Below are 16,919 nucleotides of genomic sequence, written 5' to 3' on the forward strand. Positions count from 1 at the left end.
CGAATCAATGCGTTTCCCTGCGCCATGTCTACAGTCTTTGTGAGATGCACCTCTCGTGGCGGCCGGGATGCTGGTGGAGGAAGGACGCGTGCTGGGGTTTGTGGGGAATACGGGGAATGCGTCGACGACGCCGCCGCATCTGCACTACAGGGTGTATGGGACCGAGGGGGCGGTCAATCCGTATCCGCTGCTGCGCGGTGCGGGGAGGCGCTAGCGGTGTTCGCAAAAACTTGGGTCCTGGCCTTCGCCGGAACGACGGTTTTACGTGTGACGGTGCGATCGGCGGCAGCTACTTGCCACCACCATTTGCACGTCGCTCCGGCGAAGGCCGGAGCCCAATTTAACAACGCCCGCAGATCAGATAATTTCGTCCACGCCCGTCGCCGGAGGCGGTGGTGGCGGCGGAATCACTTCCGGCATCGGCGGCGGCTGCACCTCCTCGACATCCGGCTCGTCGGTCTCGATCCGGGATTCCGGCGGCGCATCCTGGGCGGGGTCCTCGACCTCTTCGAACTGCAAATCGCCCGGTCCTTCCTCGATTTCCTCGCTCGGGACTTCCATCTGGCGCGGGGCCGGCGCGCGGGCGCCCGGCAGCAGCGCATTCGGGTCGATTTTGCCGGCGTCAAACGCGCCGCGCATGAAGTCGCCCACCAGCAGCAGCGCGTTGTGGCCGCCCTGCCCCCAGTAGCTGCTGCGCATGGTCACGCGGTTGTCGTTGAAGCCCACCCAGGCCCCGGCCACCAGGTTCGGGTGCATCAGGATGAACCAGCCGTCGGTATTGTTCTGGGTGGTGCCGGTCTTGCCGGCCATGTCGCCGTACAGCCCGAAGCGGTAGCGCACGCCGCCGCCGGTGCCGCGGTTGACGACCCCGCGCAGCATGTCGATCAGGTTCAGGGCCGAGGCCTGCGACAGCGCGCGCTCGGGGGCGTCGGGTACGAAGTCGGCAATCACCTTGCCCTCGCGGTCGGTGATGCGGCGCACGAACACCGGCTTGCGGTATTCGCCCTGGGCCGCGATGGTGCTGTAGGTGCTGACCATTTCCAGCAGGGTCACCGGGCTGGTGCCCAGCGCCAGCGAGGGCACCTTCTCCAGTTTGCTCTGGCGGATACCCATGCCCTGGGCCAGGCTCACGATCGGGCCCAGGCCCACTTCCTGCATCACCTGCGCCGTGATCGTGTTCTTGGAGAACACCAGGCCGTCGCGCATGGTCATCATGGCGCCGGTGCTGCCGTTCATGTCGGTCGGGCGCCAGGCCTTGCCTGGGCCCACGCGGATGTCCTGCACCGCGTCGCGATAGGTCTGGTCGGGCGAGATGCCGCGCTCGAGCGCGGCGGCGTAGACGATCGGCTTGAAGGTCGAACCCGGCTGGCGCGACGCCTGCACCACATGGTCGAACTGGTCGCGCTCGAAGCTGCGGCTGCCGATCCAGGCCCGCACTTCGCCGGTGTTCGGGTCCATCGCGACGAAGCCCGCCTCCAGGCGCGACTTGGCCGCCTTCAGGTTGGCCATGAACGTCCGGTCGCCCTTGAGGCGCTTGAGCGCGGCGGCGGGGTCTTCGCCGTCTTCCACCGCGCGGCGAAAGTCGCCGGATTCGCGCACGAAGGCGTCCAGCTCGCGCGGATGCGAATTCCAGTAGTAGGAGAAGGGGTTGACGCCGCCGCGCATCGACGCATACATGCCGCTCGAGGTCGAGCGCGGCATGTTCGCCGACGCCCATTCGACGTCGGCCACCGCCTGCAGCGTGTTGGACTGGCGCTCGACGGCGCGCTGCGCCGCTTCCTGCAAGCCCTGGTCGAGCGTGGTGTGCACCACCAGCCCGTCGAGCTGCAGGTCGTAATCGTTCTCGTCGGCCCACTCCTGCAGCCACTTGCGCACGTGGGCGGTGAAATGGCTGTCCTTGCCGCTGCGGTCGCTCAGGCGCGCGAAGCGCACCCGCAAGGGGCGCTTGGAAAGCAGGCGGTAGCGCTCTTCGCTGAAGGCGCCATGCCGGGCCATCTGCGACAGCACCACGTTGCGGCGGGTCCTGGAACGCTCCGGATTGGCCACCGGGTTGTAGTAATGGGTCCCCTTGAGCATGCCCACCAGGGTCGCCGATTCCAGCACGTCCAGGCGCAGGGCCGGCTTGCCGAAATAGGTGCGCGCCGCCATCTCGATGCCATAGGCGTTGTACAGGAAAGGCACGGTGTTGAGGTAGGCCTCGAGGATCTCGGTCTTGCTGTAGGTGTTCTCGATCTTGATCGCGGTGATCAGCTCTTTCATCTTGCGGTTGATGCTGCGCGCGCGCCCGATCTCTTCGGGGAACATGTTGCGCGCCAGCTGCTGGGTGATGGTCGAGCCGCCCTGGGCATCGCCCTTGATGGTGGCCAGCAGCGCGCCGCCGATGCGGCGGAAGTCCACGCCATGGTGCTCGTAGAAGCGGTGGTCCTCGGTCGAGATCAGGGCCTTGACCACGTGCGGCGAGACCTGCGACAGCTTGACGCGCTCCTGCAGGCCTTTCTCGAAGCTGCCCAGTTCCTTGCCGTCGGCGGACAGGATGATCGATGGACGCGCGGTGCGGGCCTGGTGCAGGTCGTCGATGCCGGGGGTCAGCGGGATCAGGACCAGCAGGTAGATGAAGAAGGCCGAGAGGCCGGCGGCCAGGGCCCACAGCCCGACCAGCGCTACCCGTTCGACCAGCGGACGGTCGCGCAGCCGCGCCCGGGCCATCGCCATGCTGCTGCGGGCATGTTGCCCCGCGCCCGCGAACAGGCGCTGTCCTTGTTGCTTGAGCCGCGCGCGCGGCGTGTTGCCGGTGTCGTGCTGGATGTCGGTCTTGTCTTCCTGGTCCACTATATGAATCCTTGCTGCCTGTTACGGGTGGTGAGCATTGCGTCTGCGGCAAGTATAGCTGACCAAGGTCAAAACGGCGGTGGGGATTGTGTGCTGGGCTCAGGCATGCTCGGGGGTCGGCTCCATCCGCCCCATGCGCAGCAGCGGCTCGATGTCTTCCACCCGGCCGGGTCGGCCATAGATGTGGCCCTGCACCTCGTCGCAGCCGCAGCCGCGCAGGTAGTCGAGCTGGGCCAGGGTTTCGACGCCTTCCGCGATCACGTGCATCCGCAACCCGTGGGCGAGCGAGATGATGGTGTCGACCATGGCCGCGCCATCCGCGCTGCCGACGATGTCGCGGACAAACGACTGGTCGATCTTGAGCACGTCCACCGGAAAGCGCTTGAGGTAGGCCAGGCTGGAGTAACCGGTGCCGAAATCGTCGATCGACAGGGTCACGCCCATCGCCTTCAGGCAGCGCATGGTCTCGATTGCCGATTCGACGTCGGCCATCATCATGCTCTCGGTCAGCTCGATCTCGAGCGAATCGGCGCTCAAGCCGGTCTCGTCGAGCACCTGGCGCACGGTCTCCACCAGGTCGGGCTCGGAGAACTGGCGCGCCGACAGGTTCACGCCCACGCGCAGCGGGCCGAAGCCGGCGCGCTGCCAGTCCTGGTTCTGGCGGCAGGCCGTGCGCAGGACCCAGGCGCCGATCGGCACGATCAGGCCGGTCTCCTCGGCCAGCGCGATGAAGCGGTCGGGCCGCACCGTGCCCAGTTTGGGGTGGCGCCAGCGGATCAGCGCCTCGGTGCCCACCACCCGCCCGCTGCCCAGGTCCACCTGGGGCTGGAAGTAGAGCTCGAACTGGTCGTTGCGCAGCGCCACGCGCAGGGCGCCTTCGAGGGCCAGGCGATCGGTGGCGTGCGCATTCATGTGCGGGGCGTAGAACTGCACGCCGTTGCGGCCGCTCTCCTTGGCGCGGTACATCGCCACTTCGGCATGCTTGACCAGGGTTTCCGGGTCCTTGCCGTCGACCGGGTAGCCGGCCACGCCGGCGCTGGAACCGAACACCAGCGTGTGGCCCTGGATCGGCAGCGGTTCGGCGATGGCGTCGCGCACCGCCTGCACCTGGGTCGCTGCCTGGCGCTCGTCCAGGCAGCCGCACAGCACCAGCATGAAGTCGTCGCCGCCCGAGCGCGCCGCGGTGTCGGCCTGGCGCATGGCGCCGGAGATGCGGCCGGCGATCGCGCGCAGCGCCTCGTCGCCGAGTCGGCGCCCGAGGGTATCGTTGATCAGCTTGAAATGGTCGATGTCGAGCGCCACCGTCCACACCGGGCTGCCGTTCGCCACCGCGATGGCGCGCTCGATGCGGTCGGACAGCAGCGCGCGGTTGGCCAGGCCGGTCAGCGTGTCGTAGCGCGCGCGGTGCGCCAGCTCGGCTTCGTAGCGCTTGGCCACGGTGACGTCATAGGTGGTCACCACGAAGTGCTCGGTAAATCCATGCTCGTCCTTGACCGGCGCCAGGTAGACCTCGCTCACCAGTTCGCGCCCGTCGCGCGTGGCCTGCCGTACCAGCGCATGGCCCTTGCGGCAGGCATACAGGGCCTGGCGCAATTCTTCCAGTCCCGGCTCGTCGCTGTCCTGGCTCGCCAGCATGCCCAAGGGCAGGCCCACCATGGCGCCCTCTTCGTAGCCGAGGGTGCGCTCGCAGGCCGGGTTGGCGTATTCGATCGGATAGCCGGGGCGGGTCGCGCTGATCAACAGGATCGGGTTGGCCGCGGCGTCGATGGCGCGCTGGTGCAGGCGCAGGGCGCCAGCGGTTCTGGCCAGGTCGGCGGTGCGCCGCTCGACCAGGGATTCGATGCGGCGCGTGCGGGCGCCGCGCTGGTGCACCAGCCAGCCGGCGGCCCCGCTCAGGAACAGTCCATAGCCGAGGATCGACAGCGAGCCGGCCTGGGTGTCCAGCCTGCGGGTCAGGCGCTGCGCCTCGAATTCCCAGCGCGCGCCGGCCACATCGACGCTGCGGGTGATCGTGGCCGGGCCGCCGCCGAACCAGCGCTCGAGCACCGACTCGGGGGCCGGCGCGGCGGGATGGCGGAACACCGCCACCCTCCGGCCGTCGCCGGTGTAGCCGTACAGCGTGAGCGTGTAGTCGCCCATGGTCAGCAGGCGCGCCGCCTGCAGGCTGCCGCCGACCAGCACCGCCGCGTCGAGCACCACCGTGGTGCAGCCGAGCGTGGCCGCGCGCCGTCCTTCGACGGTGTACTGCTCGGCGCCGCGGCGGTAGACCGGCATCGTCACGAGCACGCCACGCAGGCTGCCGTCGCCCTGCACCAGGCGCAGCACCGGGCTCGCGGTCGGCATGCCGGTGTCGATCGCGCGCTGGGTGAAGTTGCGCTGCTGCGGGTTGGACCAGGCATCGAAGCCGAACACCGGCGCGTTGGAGGCGATCGGCACGATATAGTCCGCCACCAGGTAGCGCGGGCGCGGCGCAGCCGGAACCAGGCCATTGGGGCCGCGTTCGCGGATGGCGAATCCCGGCCAGTAGCGTGCCCGCTCGGCCTCGAAGGCCGGACGCTCCGCGCTGCTCACGAACCGGTGGTATTCGAGCGCCATCAGGTAGCCGTTGCGCGCCGCCAGCGGCTGGGCAAAGGCATCGAAGGCGTCGCGCGGCACATCGCCGCCGTTGGCCGCGAACAGCAGGTTCAGCGAGCGCAGGTCGGAGACGGCTTCGGCGAACGCGCGGGTGACGGCGGCGGTGCGCACGGCCGTGCGCTGGCTGAAATCGGCGCGCGCGCTGTCGGCCTCCAGTTGACGTGCCACGCCAAACAGTAAACCCGTCAGCGCAAGCCCAGCCAGGAAGGTTGCCACGGCGGCGCGCGACACCATATGCCGGCGCCGCAAGAGCGGTTTTGCCAGCAGCCGATTCATGGACCCATGCTAGCGCAAGTCGGCGCGCACCGCACCACATTACGCGCACGCAAACGACGGGGCCGCTCCTGTGTGGCAACGGCGTTTCCGCTAAGATGGCGGCATGACACAACCAACGCCCGGCCATTGCCACCCACCCGACGACGACGGCAGCTCCATGCGCGTGCTGCGCCAGTTTCGCATCGTCTTCAATGCCGTCAAGACCCATTTCCGCCAGGTCGAGCGCGAAGCCGGCCTGGGCGGCGCCCAGCTGTGGGCGCTGTCGGTGATCGAACGCCAGCCCGGCATCGGCGCCGGCGGCCTGGCGCGCGAACTCGACATCCACCAGTCCACCGCCAGCAACCTGGTGCGCTCCCTGGTCGAACGCGGCTATGTGGCCACCGCCCGCGGAGGCAGCGACCGGCGCAACGTCGCGCTGCGGGTGCTGCCCCCCGGCGCCGAGGTGCTGCGCTCCGCCCCACTGCCGTTTGCCGGCGTCCTTCCCGATGCGCTCGCCAGCCTCGACCCGGCAACGCTGGGGCGGATGGAGCAGGACCTGGAACGGCTGATCAAGGCGCTCGGCGCCGATCCGGAGGCAGGCAGGCTGCCGCTGGCGCAGCTTTAGGGTGTAGGCATCACTGTCCCGCGGCGGCGGGCGGGATGTTACCTGGAAGCTGGCGCTGCAGCAGATCCTTGGCCATCGCAAGCGCATCGTCCGGTTTTGCCGCGACATCCGGAATGACGCCGACACCCTCCCAGTTGGTCTGGGTAATCGGACTAATCGTCCGCCGGGTGGGTATCAAGGCAAGGAAATGTTCGCCAAGGCGATATGGGCGCGTTGGGTGGGCGCCGCCCCAGGACCGCTCGCCGACCACCGTGGCGCGCTTCATGGCCTGCATCGTGTAGGCGAAGTCTTCCCCGGCGGACTTCGTGCCGGCGCCGGCCAGGATGATGACCGGCTTCTTGCCGCCATAGCGTTTGCCGTCGAGCTTGTCTTGCGTCCAATACGGCGTGGAGATGCCGGTAGCGCGATCCCAGATGTCGTTGAGGCGCGTGCGCTGGTCGACGAAATAGCTGACCAGTAAGGCGACTGTGTCCGGGCCGCCGCCGCCGTTGTTGCGCAGGTCCACGATGAGGCCGTCGGTATCGGCGAGTTCGTTCATCGCCGCGGCGTACCTTTCTGCCATGAGGAAAGACGGCGGGAAGCCTGACAACTTCAGGTAGCCGATCCTGGGCGTCAGGTGTTCGACCTGTTCCACGCTGCGGCCTGCCATCTGGCGCATGACCTGGCGCTTGTCGGCGGGCACGCGCTGCTCCCACTCGGCTTGAGACGCGGGTGGCGCTCCACCTGCATCGTCGGCCGGGACCGGTCTGGGACTGAAAAATACCGACATATGCAGGTCACGGACAGCGGCACGCATGTCGTCCGTGAGCTGTCTTGCGAACTGCTTACCGTCCGACATGGCGTCGTACTTGCCCTCCCTCTGGCGCTGGCGCACCGCCGTTTCAATCTGCTTGGCCTTGTCAGGGAAAACATAGTGGTCGTTCAACTTTTTTACCAGCGTGTCGATCACTTCCAGCCGCGTCGCGTGATCGACCGCCAAGGTCGATTCAGGCCTGTTCCCCTCGCCAGGAGACGGCAGCGTGGGTGGTGCAGCAACCGCGCCAGTGAGGGTCAGCAGCAGCAAAGACGGTATGACAATCCATTTTTTTTTCATTTTTTCCTCTGATTGTGGCACGCAGGTTTCGAATGCCGGGTAGGCGTATCGGAAACAAATACTTCATCAGTGAGACATGGAAGCGATTCAAGAATAGCATGATCATTGCTATGTGGTAGCAATATTTATTGCTTATGAGATGCACATAAATGCTCGGATCACCTGGCTTGACCCCGGCGCGCGCCGAGCCGCCAGCCGATCCACGCCATCGGGAAGTAGGCCAGAGCCAGGTCGAGCGCCTCGAACCACAAGGGACCCGGCAGCATCCATACCGCGGCCACGCCGCCGGCAAAAAACAGCGCGCCCACCACCATTGCGATCGTCAAGACCCGGCTTGCCGCGATGCGCGCCGCCACGACCGCCCCCACCAGCGTGCCGAGGGCGTGCGCGAGGAAGGGAAACACGAAATGCTGCGGCCCGAACAAATGCATCGAGGCCTGCAGCCCCTCCATGGTCGTGCTGTCGGCGCCCGCGGGCGGCGGGACCGCATGGCCGCCCAGGCCGATGAGTCCCATATTGACCAGGCTGCCCGCGACGAAGCCGGCAATTACGGCGAGCAGGCTTCTCCAGACAGGAGAACGGCGTGCTGGTGCATCCATAGGTTCAGGCTCCACAAATTGGCATGGCGTCATCGCCATGCCGCCGAGTCTACCCATCCACTTGATTCGTGTCTACCACGCAATAATCAATGCTCGGATTCGTGTACCGGGATCATGAATCATGCTCGAACAGTTCGCCGGCAACCATATTTGTGCAAACGTCTTTACCGGAAAACGGGATGAAGGGCGACCCGGGTTATCATTAAGACAATTGACTACGGGAGCATCAATGGATGGCGTACCGATGTGGCTGCAAGCGGGATTCTGGGGATTGGTGGCCGGCGGGGCGTTGCTGCTGGGGGCATGGGCCGGCTACCGCTTCAAGGTTCCACAACGCCTGATCGCCGCCATCATGGCCTTCGGCAGCGGCGTCCTGATTTCCGCGCTCTCGTTCGAACTGATGGAGCACGCCTTTCATACGGGCGGCTTCGCCTCGACCGCCGCCGGCTTCCTCGGCGGAGCGGCCGTCTACACGCTGGCCAACTGGCGCCTGTCGCACCGCGGCGCACGCCACCGCAAGCGCTCCGGATGCCAGCCGCCCGCCCACGAAAATGGCGGCAGCGCTGCCGCCATCGCAGTCGGCGCCCTGCTCGACGGCATCCCGGAGTCGATCGTCATCGGCCTGTCGATGCTGGGCGGGAACGGCGTGAGCATGGCCGCCGTCGCGGCGATTTTCCTGTCGAATATCCCTGAGGGCCTGTCCAGCGCGGCAGGCATGAAACAGTCGGGCCGTTCGGTGCATTACATCTTCGGGATCTGGGGCGGCATCGCGCTGGCCTCGGGCGTGGCCGCCCTGCTCGGCTATTCCGTGTTCCGCCATTTCTCGCCGGAGATCGTGGCGGCCACGACCGCGGTGGCGGCCGGCGGCGTGCTGGCGATGCTGGTCGACACCATGATTCCGGAAGCCTTCGAAGAGACCCACGATTTTGCCGGCTTCATTACGGTGACCGGTTTCCTCGCGGCGTTCGCGCTGAGCAAGCTGGGCTAAGCCGGTCCATGCCCCGGGTTGTCAGTTGTACAGCCCCGTGCCGTCCCAGCGCGGCAAGGACGGATCCGCGCTGGCGGCGACCGCCCTGCCCGCATACGCCTCGCCCAACTTCGCGAGCAGGCGCGGGAAGGCGCGGCAATAGCTGGCCTGGATGCCGGCCAGCCGGGCCAGGTCGCGATAGGCGACGACACAACCCTCCGGCGCCGCATCGAGCACCTGCATGACGCGCTCGCGCCAGTCGTCGGACCATGCGGGCATGCGGCGGCCCACCTGCTCGATCGCATCACCCCGCCGGATCGTGCCGCCTGTCAGGACGCGGGCAAGCATCCCACGGTGCGCACCCACGCTCCTGGACAGGCCGGGCCGCAGCAGGTCGAGCTGGCCGCAGGCTTCGCAGTGGAACATCAGGCGCAGGGTGACCTCGGCGCCGATGTGCAGGACCGTGCCGGACGCCAGCTGCGAGGTATCGAGGTCGACCAGCAGGTTTTCGCGCAGGGCGTGCCGCGGGAGCGCGAGGCGATCGTAGACGCCACTACCGGCCAGCAGCAGATGGCGGGGCGAGCGCGGATCGGCGTGCCGGTCTCCAGCCAGGCCGGCGCCGGCAAGGGCAAGCGCGGCGTCGACCTGGCGCGGAGCGCTGCTCCCCGGCGGACGGATGGCCAGCGCTTCAATCAAGGCGCCCCACCCCTGGCCGTGCGCAGATAGGCCAGCAGATCGGCAATCTGCCGCTCGTTGCCGATGCCCCAGAAGCGCATCTTGTTGCCCGGGACGACCGCGTCCGGATCGCGCAGGAAGGCGGCCAGCTTCTGCTCGGTCCAGACGAAGCCGGCGCGCTTCATCGCCGGCGAATAGGCGAAATCGGGCGCCGAACCGGCGCGGCGGCCGACGATTCCGTTGAGCTGGGGGCCGAAGTTGCTGCGCGCGGTCGGCCCGACCTGATGGCAGTTGGCGCAACGCTTGAAGGCCAGGCGTCCGGCCGCAAGCGGATCGGCCGCCTGCGCGCCGGAGGCGGCGGCCATCAGCACGAAGCCGAGGACGAAGGCGCGATGCATTACTTGACCCGCTGCTTTTCCAGCTTGCGCGCGAGCGTGCGCCGATGCAGTCCTAGCCGGCGCGCCGCTTCCGAGATGTTGAAATCGGTTTCGGCCAGCACGGCGTGGATGCGCTCCCATTCGAGCGTCTTGATCGAGGTCGAGCGCGCCGTCAGCTCGACTTCGGCGTTGCCGGCCACATGCCCGAAGGCGGCCTCGATGTCGTCGGTGTTCGATGGCTTGGCCAGGTATTGCACCGCGCCGAGCTTGATCGCCTCGACCGCGGTGGCGATGCTGGCAAAACCGGTGAGCACGACGATCAGCATGTCCGGGTCGTGCTCGTGCAGCAGCTGGACGCAGGCCAGGCCCGAGCTGTTGCCCTTGAGTTTCAGGTCGACGACGGCGTAGCCGGGCGAATGCGTGCCGATCAGCGCGGTCGCTTCGTCCAGGCCGTGGGCGACTAGCACCGTGTAGCCGCGCCGCTCGAAGGAGCGGCTCAGGGTGCGGGCGAAGGCCTCGTCGTCTTCGATGATGAGCAGCAGGCGCTCGGGTGTGGCGGTCAAATGCGGTCCTCTTCCAGTTCGATGCTTGACAGCGGCAGCGTGAGCGTCACCTGCGCCCCGCCCTCCGCCCGGTTCACTGCCGTCACCGCGCCGCCCAGTTTGCGCACCACGTTCACGGCCAGGAACAGGCCCAGGCCGTGGCCCGGCTGGGCCTTGGTCGACTGGTAGGGCTTGCCGATCTGGCCGAGCATCTCCGGCGCAAAGCCGGGACCGCGGTCCTGCACCACCAGGTACAGCACGCCATCCTCGATGCCGGCCTCTAACCCGACCCAGCCTGGCGAAGCTTCGAGCGCGTTGTCGAGCAGGTTGTCGATGGTCTGCTTCAGCGCCGAGTCCGACGCTACCGGCAGGTCCTCGAGGATGCGGTCATTGTACTGGAAGCTGCCCACCTGGCGGCTCGCCTGCCACGACGCCACCAGGCCGTCGAGGAAGCTCTTGACGGTGGTGCGCACCGCCGATTCGCCGCGCGCTTCGCCGGCCGAGAGCAAGATGCCGCTGACGATGGACTTGCAGCGCTGGAGCTGGGTCTGCATCTCGGTGATTTCCTCCAGCAGGCCGGGGTCGTTGCGGAATTGCGGCATGCGCTTCCAGTCGCCCAGGATCACCGAGACGGTGGCCAGCGGCGTGCCCAGTTCGTGCGCCGCGCCCGAGGCCAGCAGGCCCATACGCACGATGTGTTCTTCTTCCACGGCGTGCTGGCGCAGGAGCGCCAGTTGCGCGGCCTTCTGGCGCAGCGTGTCGGAGATGCGCGAGATGAACATCACCAGCAGCGCCGCGTCGAGCGCGAAGCACACCAGCAGGCCCTGGATGTAGAGGCTCGAGATGCCGCGCGCATGGTCGAAGGGCAGCGCCAGCGGCTGCGCGTACATCGCCAGGACGGCCATGCAGCCGATCGTGATCGCCACGATGGTCCAGGTCCAGAACACCTCGAGCAGCACGGCCGACAGGATCACCTGCAGCAGGTAGAGGAAGGCGAAGGGATTGGTGATGCCGCCGGACAGGTAGAGCAGCACGGTCAGGCTGGCCACGTCCACCAGCAGGGCCATGAACATTTCGCCGTTCGACACCGGCCGGCGTTCGTGCCAGCGCAGGTGGCTGGCGACGTTGAAGGCGATCAGGCAGGCCAGCACCTGCAGCATGTGCACCAGCGGCAGGTCGACGCCGAAGATCAGGATGGCCGAGGCGATGGTCGTGATCTGCCCGATCACGGCGATCCAGCGCAGCTCGATCAGCTGCAGCATGTTCTTGTGGCCGGCCGCGAACTCCACGTTCGCCGCTGCCGCCTGGGGCGAGGAACGCGCCGCCTTGGCAAAAAAATCGAGGGGGGATTGCATCGATGCCCGTGTATGCGTCAGTCGTCGGTGCCGGCGCCATGCCGGCGTACCCACCACCATGCACCAATCACCATCACGGCCAGAGCATACCAAGTCAGCGCATACACGAGGTGGTTATTCTGGAACGCGATCACGGTCAGCCCGCCCACTGCCCGCTCGGGGGCCCCTGGCGGGTCCTGGCCGCGGCCGGCGTCGACGAAATACGGTGCGACCTTCGCCAGGCCGCGCGCCTGCGCGATCAAGGCCACGTCGCGCGAATACCAGCGGTTGCCGGTCGGGTCGTTCTCGCGCAGGAAGCCGCCGCCAGGCTCGCTGATGCGCAGCAGGCCGGTGACTTCCACCCGCTCGCCCGCGGCGGCGCAGGCATTGGCGCCGGCGCGCCGCGCCGCATAGGTACCCGGTTTGTTGTCCGCGGCTGGAATGAAGCCGCGGTTGATGAAGACGATATGGCCCTCTTCCGTGCAGAACGGCGTGAGCAGCCAGAAGCCCGCGCCCAGCTCACTCAAGGCTTGCACGGGGGTGGTGAATGGGTAGAGGTAGTGCCCGGCCAGGCGTACGCGCCGGTATTCGTCGGCCGCCTTGGACACTTGCGCCCAGCGCGCCGCGGGAGGTGCGGCGGCGGCCGGGGCATGCACGCGTGCGTCGACGCGTGCGATCAGGTCCAGTTTCCATTGCAGGCGCATCACCTGCCAGGTTCCCAGACCCGCAAACAGCACGGCCAGCAACAGGGTCACCACCCCCACCACGCGGCGCGCAATGGCGCTGCGTGGTGGGTGCGAGGATGGTCCTGCCGGCTGGCCGCGCGGGTCCCGCATCACGGCATGTCGTGGGTGCCGTGGGTGGTATCGCTGGCGCCGCCCATGGCCGGCATCATGTTGGCGTTCATGTGGTACATGACCCAGATGGAGCCGGACATGACGATCACCAGCAGCACGATGGTCAGGATCAGCGCCATCATGTTCCAGCCGTCCTCGGACTTCGAGTTCAGGTGAAGGAAGTAGATCATCTGCACCACCACCTGCACCGCCGCGAAGGCCAGGATCACGATGCGGGTGGTGTTGGGCGGCAGCACGTTGCCCATCACCAGCCAGAACGGGATCGCGGTCAGGATCAGCGACAGCACGAAGCCGATCGCGTAATCCTTGGCGCTGTAATGGGTCACATAGGTTTCATGGCCATCGTGGTTGTGGCCGTGTTCGTGGTGTTGCACGCTCATGGCAGCACTCCCAGCAGGTAGACAAAGGTAAACACGCCGATCCAGACGACGTCCAGGAAGTGCCAGAACAGCGACAGGCACTGCAGGCGGCGGAAGTTCTCGCCGGTGAGACCATGCTTTTTCAGCTGGACCATCAGCGTCACCAGCCACACGAAGCCGAACAGCACGTGCAGGCCGTGGGTGCCGACCAGCGAGAAGAAGGCGGTCAGGAAGCCGCTGCGCGACGGGCCGGCGCCTTCGTGGATCAGGTGGTAGAACTCGTAGATCTCGAGCGACAGGAAGGCCAGGCCGAGCAGGCCGGTCACGCCCATCCACAGGATGGTCTTGCCGACGTTTTTCGCCTGCGCCGAGATCATCGCGAAGCCGAAGGTGATCGACGACATCAACAGGAAGGCGGTGTTCACCGCGATCAGCGACAGGTCGAACAGTTCGGCGCCGGACGGACCGCCGGCGTAGTTACGGCCCAGCACCGCATAGGTGGCGAACAGGGACGCGAAGATGAGGCAATCGCTCATCAGGTAGATCCAGAAACCCAGCAGGGTGCCGTTTTCCGGGTGGTGCTCGCGCACCAGGTAGCGCGCGGTCACCTCGTCGGCGCTCAGCGCGCCGGCGTTCATAGTGGCTTTAATTTCAGACATGGCTTTCCAGCAGACGGGTATGCGCTTCCTCGGTACGGGTCACTTGCTCGGCCGAGATGTAGTAATCGCGCTTGTAGTTGAAGGTGTGGACGATGATCGCGGCCATCATGGCGACGAAGGACACCGCGGTCAGCAGCCACATGTGCCAGATGACGGCGAAGCCCACCACCATGGCCAGCGCGGAGATCACGAAACCGGCCCAGGTGTTGCTCGGCATGTGGATCGCCACATAGTCCTTCAATGGACGCTGGTAGCCGTTCTTCTTCATGTCGGCGAAGGTGTCGTTGTCGTGCACGACCGGCGTGAACGCGAAGTTGTAGTCGGCCGGCGGCGAGGTGGTCGCCCATTCCAGCGTACGGCCGTCCCATGGATCGCCGGTGACGTCGCGCAGCTTGACGCGGTCTTTCCAGGTGAAGAAGATCTGCAGCAGCAGTGCGCCGATACCGCCGGCGATCATCAGGGTGCCGAAGAAGGAGATCTGGAACAGCCACTGGATCGACGGATCTTCGAAGTGGCTCACGCGGCGGGTCACGCCCATGAAGCCCAGGATGTACGGCGGGGTGAAGGCGACCCAGAAGCCGATCGACCACAGCCAGAACGAGACCTTGCCCCAGAACTGGTTCAGCTTCACGCCGAACATCTTCGGCGCCCAGTAGTTGAAGCCGGCGAACAGGCCGAACAGCACGCCGCCGATGATCACGTTGTGGAAGTGGGCGATCAGGAACAGCGAGTTGTGCAGCACGAAGTCGGCCGCTGGAATGGCCAGCATCACGCCGGTCATGCCGCCGATGGTGAAGGTCAGCATGAAGGACACGGTCCACATCATCGGCAGCTCGAAGCGGATACGGCCGCGGTACATCGTGAACAGCCAGTTGAAGATCTTCGCGCCGGTCGGGATCGAGATGATCATCGTCGTGATGCCGAAGAACGAGTTGACGCTGGCGCCCGAACCCATGGTGAAGAAGTGGTGCAGCCACACCAGGTAGGACAGGATCATGATCACGACGGTGGCGTACACCATCGAGGTATAGCCGAACAGGCGCTTGCCGCAGAAGGTCGAGACGACTTCCGAGAAGATGCCGAAGGCCGGCAGCACCAGGATGTAGACCTCGGGGTGGCCCCAGATCCAGATCAGGTTCACGTACATCATGGCGTTGCCGCCCTTGTCGTTCGTGAAGAAGTTGGTGTCGAACAGGCGGTCCATGCCCAGCATGGCCAGCACGGCGGTCAGGATCGGGAAGGACATCACGATCAGGATGTTGGTGCACAGCGAGGTCCAGACGAAGACAGGCATCTTCATCAGGCCCATGCCCGGTGCGCGCATCTTGACGATGGTGACGATCAGGTTCACGCCGGACAGCAGCGTGCCGACGCCGGCGATCTGCAGCGACCAGATGTAGTAGTCCACGCCCACGCCGGGGCTGGCGAGGATGCCCGACAGCGGCGGATAGGCCAGCCAGCCGGTACGCGCGAATTCACCCACGAACAGCGAGGCCATCACGAGCACGGCGCCCATGGTGGTCATCCAGAACGAGAAGTTGTTCAGGAACGGGAAAGCCACGTCGCGCGCGCCGATCTGCAGCGGCACCACGTAGTTCATCAGGCCCGTCACGAACGGCATCGCCACGAAGAAGATCATGATCACGCCGTGGGCGGTGAAGATCTGGTCGTAGTGGTCCGGCGGCAGGAAGCCGTGGTTGGAACCGAAGGCGAACGCCTGCTGCGCGCGCATCATCAGCGCATCGGCGAAGCCGCGCAGGAACATCACCAGGCCCAGGATCATGTACATGATGCCGATTTTCTTGTGGTCGATACTGGTGATCCAGTTGTTCCACAGGCCGCTCCACTGGCGGAAGTAGGTGATCAGGGCCACCAGGCCCAGGCCACCCACGATCACGCCGGCGAAGGTCGCCAGCAGGATCGGCTCATGGAAGGGAATTGCATCCCAGCTGAGCCGGCCGAAGATAAGCTTCGTCAGGTCGAATGAGTCTTGCATGATTACTTTTTCACAATAGTGTTAGGAGCGCTGCCGGCAACCGGCGTGACGCAGACTTCCGCTTCCGCCATCTGGGCGGCGCCCGATTTCGGCAGCTGCTTGATCGCGGCGGCGACCTGGGCGCGCTTGTGGTCGTCCGCCATCTGCTGGTTCATGCAGACGGCGCCGTCGGCCACGCAACGGTTCAGGACGCGGTTGAACAGGGCCGGCTCGACCGAACCGTAATGGCGCACCGGTTCGCGCGAGGTCGGTTTCTCGAGCTCGATGTAGCCGGCGCGGTCCAGCGCGCCCGGCGTGGCCTTCATTTTCGCGACCCAGGCGTCGAACTCGCCGGCGGTCACGCCCTTGTAGGCGAACTTCATGTGCGAGAAGCCTTCGCCGCTGAAATTGGTCGACCGGCCTTCGTAGTCGCCGGTCTTGTTCAGCACGGCGTTGAGGGTGGTCTCCATGCTCGGCATCGCGTAGATCATGCCGGCCAGGGTCGGGATGTAGAAGGCGTTCATCACGGTCGAGGCAGTGATCTTGAAGCGGATCGGGGTGTCGATCGGCGTGACCAGCTCGTTGACCGAGGCGATGCCCTGCTCCGGATAAATGAACAGCCATTTCCAGTCGAGCGCCACCACCTGCACCTCGATCGGCTTGGTCGACGCGGCGATCGGACGGTTGGCGTCGATGCGGTCGAGCGGACGATAAGGGTCGAGCTTGTGGGTCGAGACCCAGGTGATCAGGCCCAGCACGATGATGATCAGGAGCGGCGCGCCCCAGATCACCAGCTCGAGCTTGGTCGAGTGGTCCCAGTCGGGTTCGTACTTGGCGCCCGCGTTCTTGCGGTAGCGCCAGGCGAACAGAACAATAAGGATCATCACCGGGACGACGATGATCAGCATCAGGAGGACCGAGACCGTGATCAGGTCGGCCTGCTGTCTTGCAATATCGCCGTTGGGATTCATTACGACTGTGTTGCAGCCGGACAGCACTGCGAGCAGGAGTAATGGGAGTCCGCGGCGGACAATTTTAGGAATCATGCTAGGTATCTAACGTTACATGGGAATAAGAACATGCTACTGTACTGCCAACGGCCTACGGGAACCATTGGACACTTTGTCCCACCCTTGCCG

16 protein-coding genes are annotated in these 16,919 nt (G+C 66.1%); 3 read left to right on the forward strand and 13 right to left on the reverse strand.

The window, feature by feature from the left end; genetic code table 11:
• Window positions 1–55 precede the first annotated feature (55 nt).
• On the forward strand, window positions 56–214 hold the full coding sequence (locus tag AC56LR_RS14525) for a peptidoglycan DD-metalloendopeptidase family protein (RefSeq protein WP_497131407.1): 159 nt from the start codon (window positions 56–58) through the stop codon (window positions 212–214).
• A 143-nt stretch (window positions 215–357) separates the two neighbouring features.
• Here AC56LR_RS14525 and AC56LR_RS14530 read toward each other — a convergent pair whose 3' ends face one another.
• Window positions 358–2,829, reverse strand: a complete 2,472-nt coding sequence (locus AC56LR_RS14530; RefSeq protein ID WP_497131409.1) for a penicillin-binding protein 1A — start codon at window positions 2,827–2,829, stop codon at window positions 358–360.
• A gap of 99 nt (window positions 2,830–2,928) precedes the next feature.
• Window positions 2,929–5,631: a bifunctional diguanylate cyclase/phosphodiesterase gene (locus AC56LR_RS14535; RefSeq protein WP_497131411.1), complete on the reverse strand. Its 2,703-nt coding sequence runs from the start codon at window positions 5,629–5,631 to the stop codon at window positions 2,929–2,931.
• Between the two features lie 211 nt (window positions 5,632–5,842).
• Here AC56LR_RS14535 and AC56LR_RS14540 point away from each other — a divergent pair, with 211 nt between their 5' ends.
• Entirely contained in the window at window positions 5,843–6,343 is a 501-nt protein-coding gene (locus AC56LR_RS14540; RefSeq protein ID WP_497131413.1) for a MarR family winged helix-turn-helix transcriptional regulator, read from the forward strand.
• Between the two features lie 10 nt (window positions 6,344–6,353).
• Here the strand turns inward: AC56LR_RS14540 and AC56LR_RS14545 are convergent, their stop codons facing one another.
• Window positions 6,354–7,436 carry a S41 family peptidase gene (locus tag AC56LR_RS14545; protein ID WP_497131415.1) on the reverse strand — a complete coding sequence of 361 codons (1,083 nt, stop codon included), beginning with the start codon at window positions 7,434–7,436 and terminating at the stop codon, window positions 6,354–6,356.
• 158 nt (window positions 7,437–7,594) lie between these two features.
• Complete coding sequence (locus AC56LR_RS14550) at window positions 7,595–8,035, reverse strand: hypothetical protein (protein WP_497131417.1); 441 nt, start codon at window positions 8,033–8,035, stop codon at window positions 7,595–7,597.
• 229 nt (window positions 8,036–8,264) lie between these two features.
• Between AC56LR_RS14550 and AC56LR_RS14555 the strand changes: the two genes are divergently transcribed.
• Window positions 8,265–9,023: a ZIP family metal transporter gene (locus AC56LR_RS14555; RefSeq protein WP_497131419.1), complete on the forward strand. Its 759-nt coding sequence runs from the start codon at window positions 8,265–8,267 to the stop codon at window positions 9,021–9,023.
• A gap of 21 nt (window positions 9,024–9,044) precedes the next feature.
• On the opposite strand, the gene AC56LR_RS14560 is transcribed toward AC56LR_RS14555, so the two are convergent.
• The 9 genes from AC56LR_RS14560 to cyoA are packed head-to-tail and all read right to left on the reverse strand — an operon-like array spanning window position 9,045 to window position 16,826.
• On the reverse strand, window positions 9,045–9,698 hold the full coding sequence (locus AC56LR_RS14560) for an MOSC domain-containing protein (protein WP_497131421.1): 654 nt from the start codon (window positions 9,696–9,698) through the stop codon (window positions 9,045–9,047).
• Window positions 9,695–10,075, reverse strand: coding sequence for a c-type cytochrome (locus AC56LR_RS14565; RefSeq protein WP_497131423.1), 381 nt, complete (start codon window positions 10,073–10,075; stop codon window positions 9,695–9,697). The genes AC56LR_RS14560 and AC56LR_RS14565 overlap by 4 nt, the downstream gene beginning before the upstream one ends.
• Complete coding sequence (locus AC56LR_RS14570; RefSeq protein WP_497131425.1) at window positions 10,075–10,617, reverse strand: response regulator transcription factor; 543 nt, start codon at window positions 10,615–10,617, stop codon at window positions 10,075–10,077. Before AC56LR_RS14570 ends, AC56LR_RS14565 begins: the two co-directional genes overlap by 1 nt.
• Window positions 10,614–11,951, reverse strand: coding sequence for an ATP-binding protein (locus AC56LR_RS14575; RefSeq protein WP_497131427.1), 1,338 nt, complete (start codon window positions 11,949–11,951; stop codon window positions 10,614–10,616). Before AC56LR_RS14575 ends, AC56LR_RS14570 begins: the two co-directional genes overlap by 4 nt.
• A 17-nt stretch (window positions 11,952–11,968) precedes the next feature.
• Complete coding sequence (locus AC56LR_RS14580; RefSeq protein WP_497131428.1) at window positions 11,969–12,766, reverse strand: SURF1 family protein; 798 nt, start codon at window positions 12,764–12,766, stop codon at window positions 11,969–11,971.
• The gene (gene cyoD / locus AC56LR_RS14585; protein WP_489872801.1) at window positions 12,766–13,167 is read right to left on the reverse strand and encodes a cytochrome o ubiquinol oxidase subunit IV; all 402 of its coding nucleotides are present in this window, start codon (window positions 13,165–13,167) and stop codon (window positions 12,766–12,768) included. The genes AC56LR_RS14580 and cyoD overlap by 1 nt, the downstream gene beginning before the upstream one ends.
• A complete protein-coding gene (cyoC, locus tag AC56LR_RS14590) occupies window positions 13,164–13,805 on the reverse strand; it encodes a cytochrome o ubiquinol oxidase subunit III (protein WP_497131430.1) in 642 nt (213 codons plus the stop codon). Before cyoC ends, cyoD begins: the two co-directional genes overlap by 4 nt.
• Window positions 13,798–15,801: a cytochrome o ubiquinol oxidase subunit I gene (gene cyoB, locus AC56LR_RS14595; protein ID WP_497131431.1), complete on the reverse strand. Its 2,004-nt coding sequence runs from the start codon at window positions 15,799–15,801 to the stop codon at window positions 13,798–13,800. The genes cyoC and cyoB overlap by 8 nt, the downstream gene beginning before the upstream one ends.
• 2 nt (window positions 15,802–15,803) lie before the next feature.
• Window positions 15,804–16,826: a ubiquinol oxidase subunit II gene (cyoA, locus tag AC56LR_RS14600; RefSeq protein WP_497131433.1), complete on the reverse strand. Its 1,023-nt coding sequence runs from the start codon at window positions 16,824–16,826 to the stop codon at window positions 15,804–15,806.
• Between the last annotated feature and the right edge of the window lie 93 nt (window positions 16,827–16,919).

The organism is Telluria sp. ZT3P39, from assembly GCF_059685935.1.

What these genes read in the sequence shown, in the direction of transcription:
- AC56LR_RS14580 (WP_497131428.1), bottom strand. Translation starts at nt 12,766, where the DNA reads ATGCGGGACCCGCGCGGCCAGCCGGCAGGACCATCCTCGCACCCACCA.
- AC56LR_RS14540 (WP_497131413.1), top strand. Translation starts at nt 5,843, where the DNA reads ATGACACAACCAACGCCCGGCCATTGCCACCCACCCGACGACGACGGC.
- AC56LR_RS14555 (WP_497131419.1), top strand. Translation starts at nt 8,265, where the DNA reads ATGGATGGCGTACCGATGTGGCTGCAAGCGGGATTCTGGGGATTGGTG.
- cyoB (WP_497131431.1), bottom strand. Translation starts at nt 15,801, where the DNA reads ATGCAAGACTCATTCGACCTGACGAAGCTTATCTTCGGCCGGCTCAGC.
- cyoD (WP_489872801.1), bottom strand. Translation starts at nt 13,167, where the DNA reads ATGAGCGTGCAACACCACGAACACGGCCACAACCACGATGGCCATGAA.
- cyoA (WP_497131433.1), bottom strand. Translation starts at nt 16,826, where the DNA reads ATGATTCCTAAAATTGTCCGCCGCGGACTCCCATTACTCCTGCTCGCA.
- AC56LR_RS14565 (WP_497131423.1), bottom strand. Translation starts at nt 10,075, where the DNA reads ATGCATCGCGCCTTCGTCCTCGGCTTCGTGCTGATGGCCGCCGCCTCC.
- cyoC (WP_497131430.1), bottom strand. Translation starts at nt 13,805, where the DNA reads ATGTCTGAAATTAAAGCCACTATGAACGCCGGCGCGCTGAGCGCCGAC.
- AC56LR_RS14545 (WP_497131415.1), bottom strand. Translation starts at nt 7,436, where the DNA reads ATGAAAAAAAAATGGATTGTCATACCGTCTTTGCTGCTGCTGACCCTC.
- AC56LR_RS14575 (WP_497131427.1), bottom strand. Translation starts at nt 11,951, where the DNA reads ATGCAATCCCCCCTCGATTTTTTTGCCAAGGCGGCGCGTTCCTCGCCC.
- AC56LR_RS14550 (WP_497131417.1), bottom strand. Translation starts at nt 8,035, where the DNA reads ATGGATGCACCAGCACGCCGTTCTCCTGTCTGGAGAAGCCTGCTCGCC.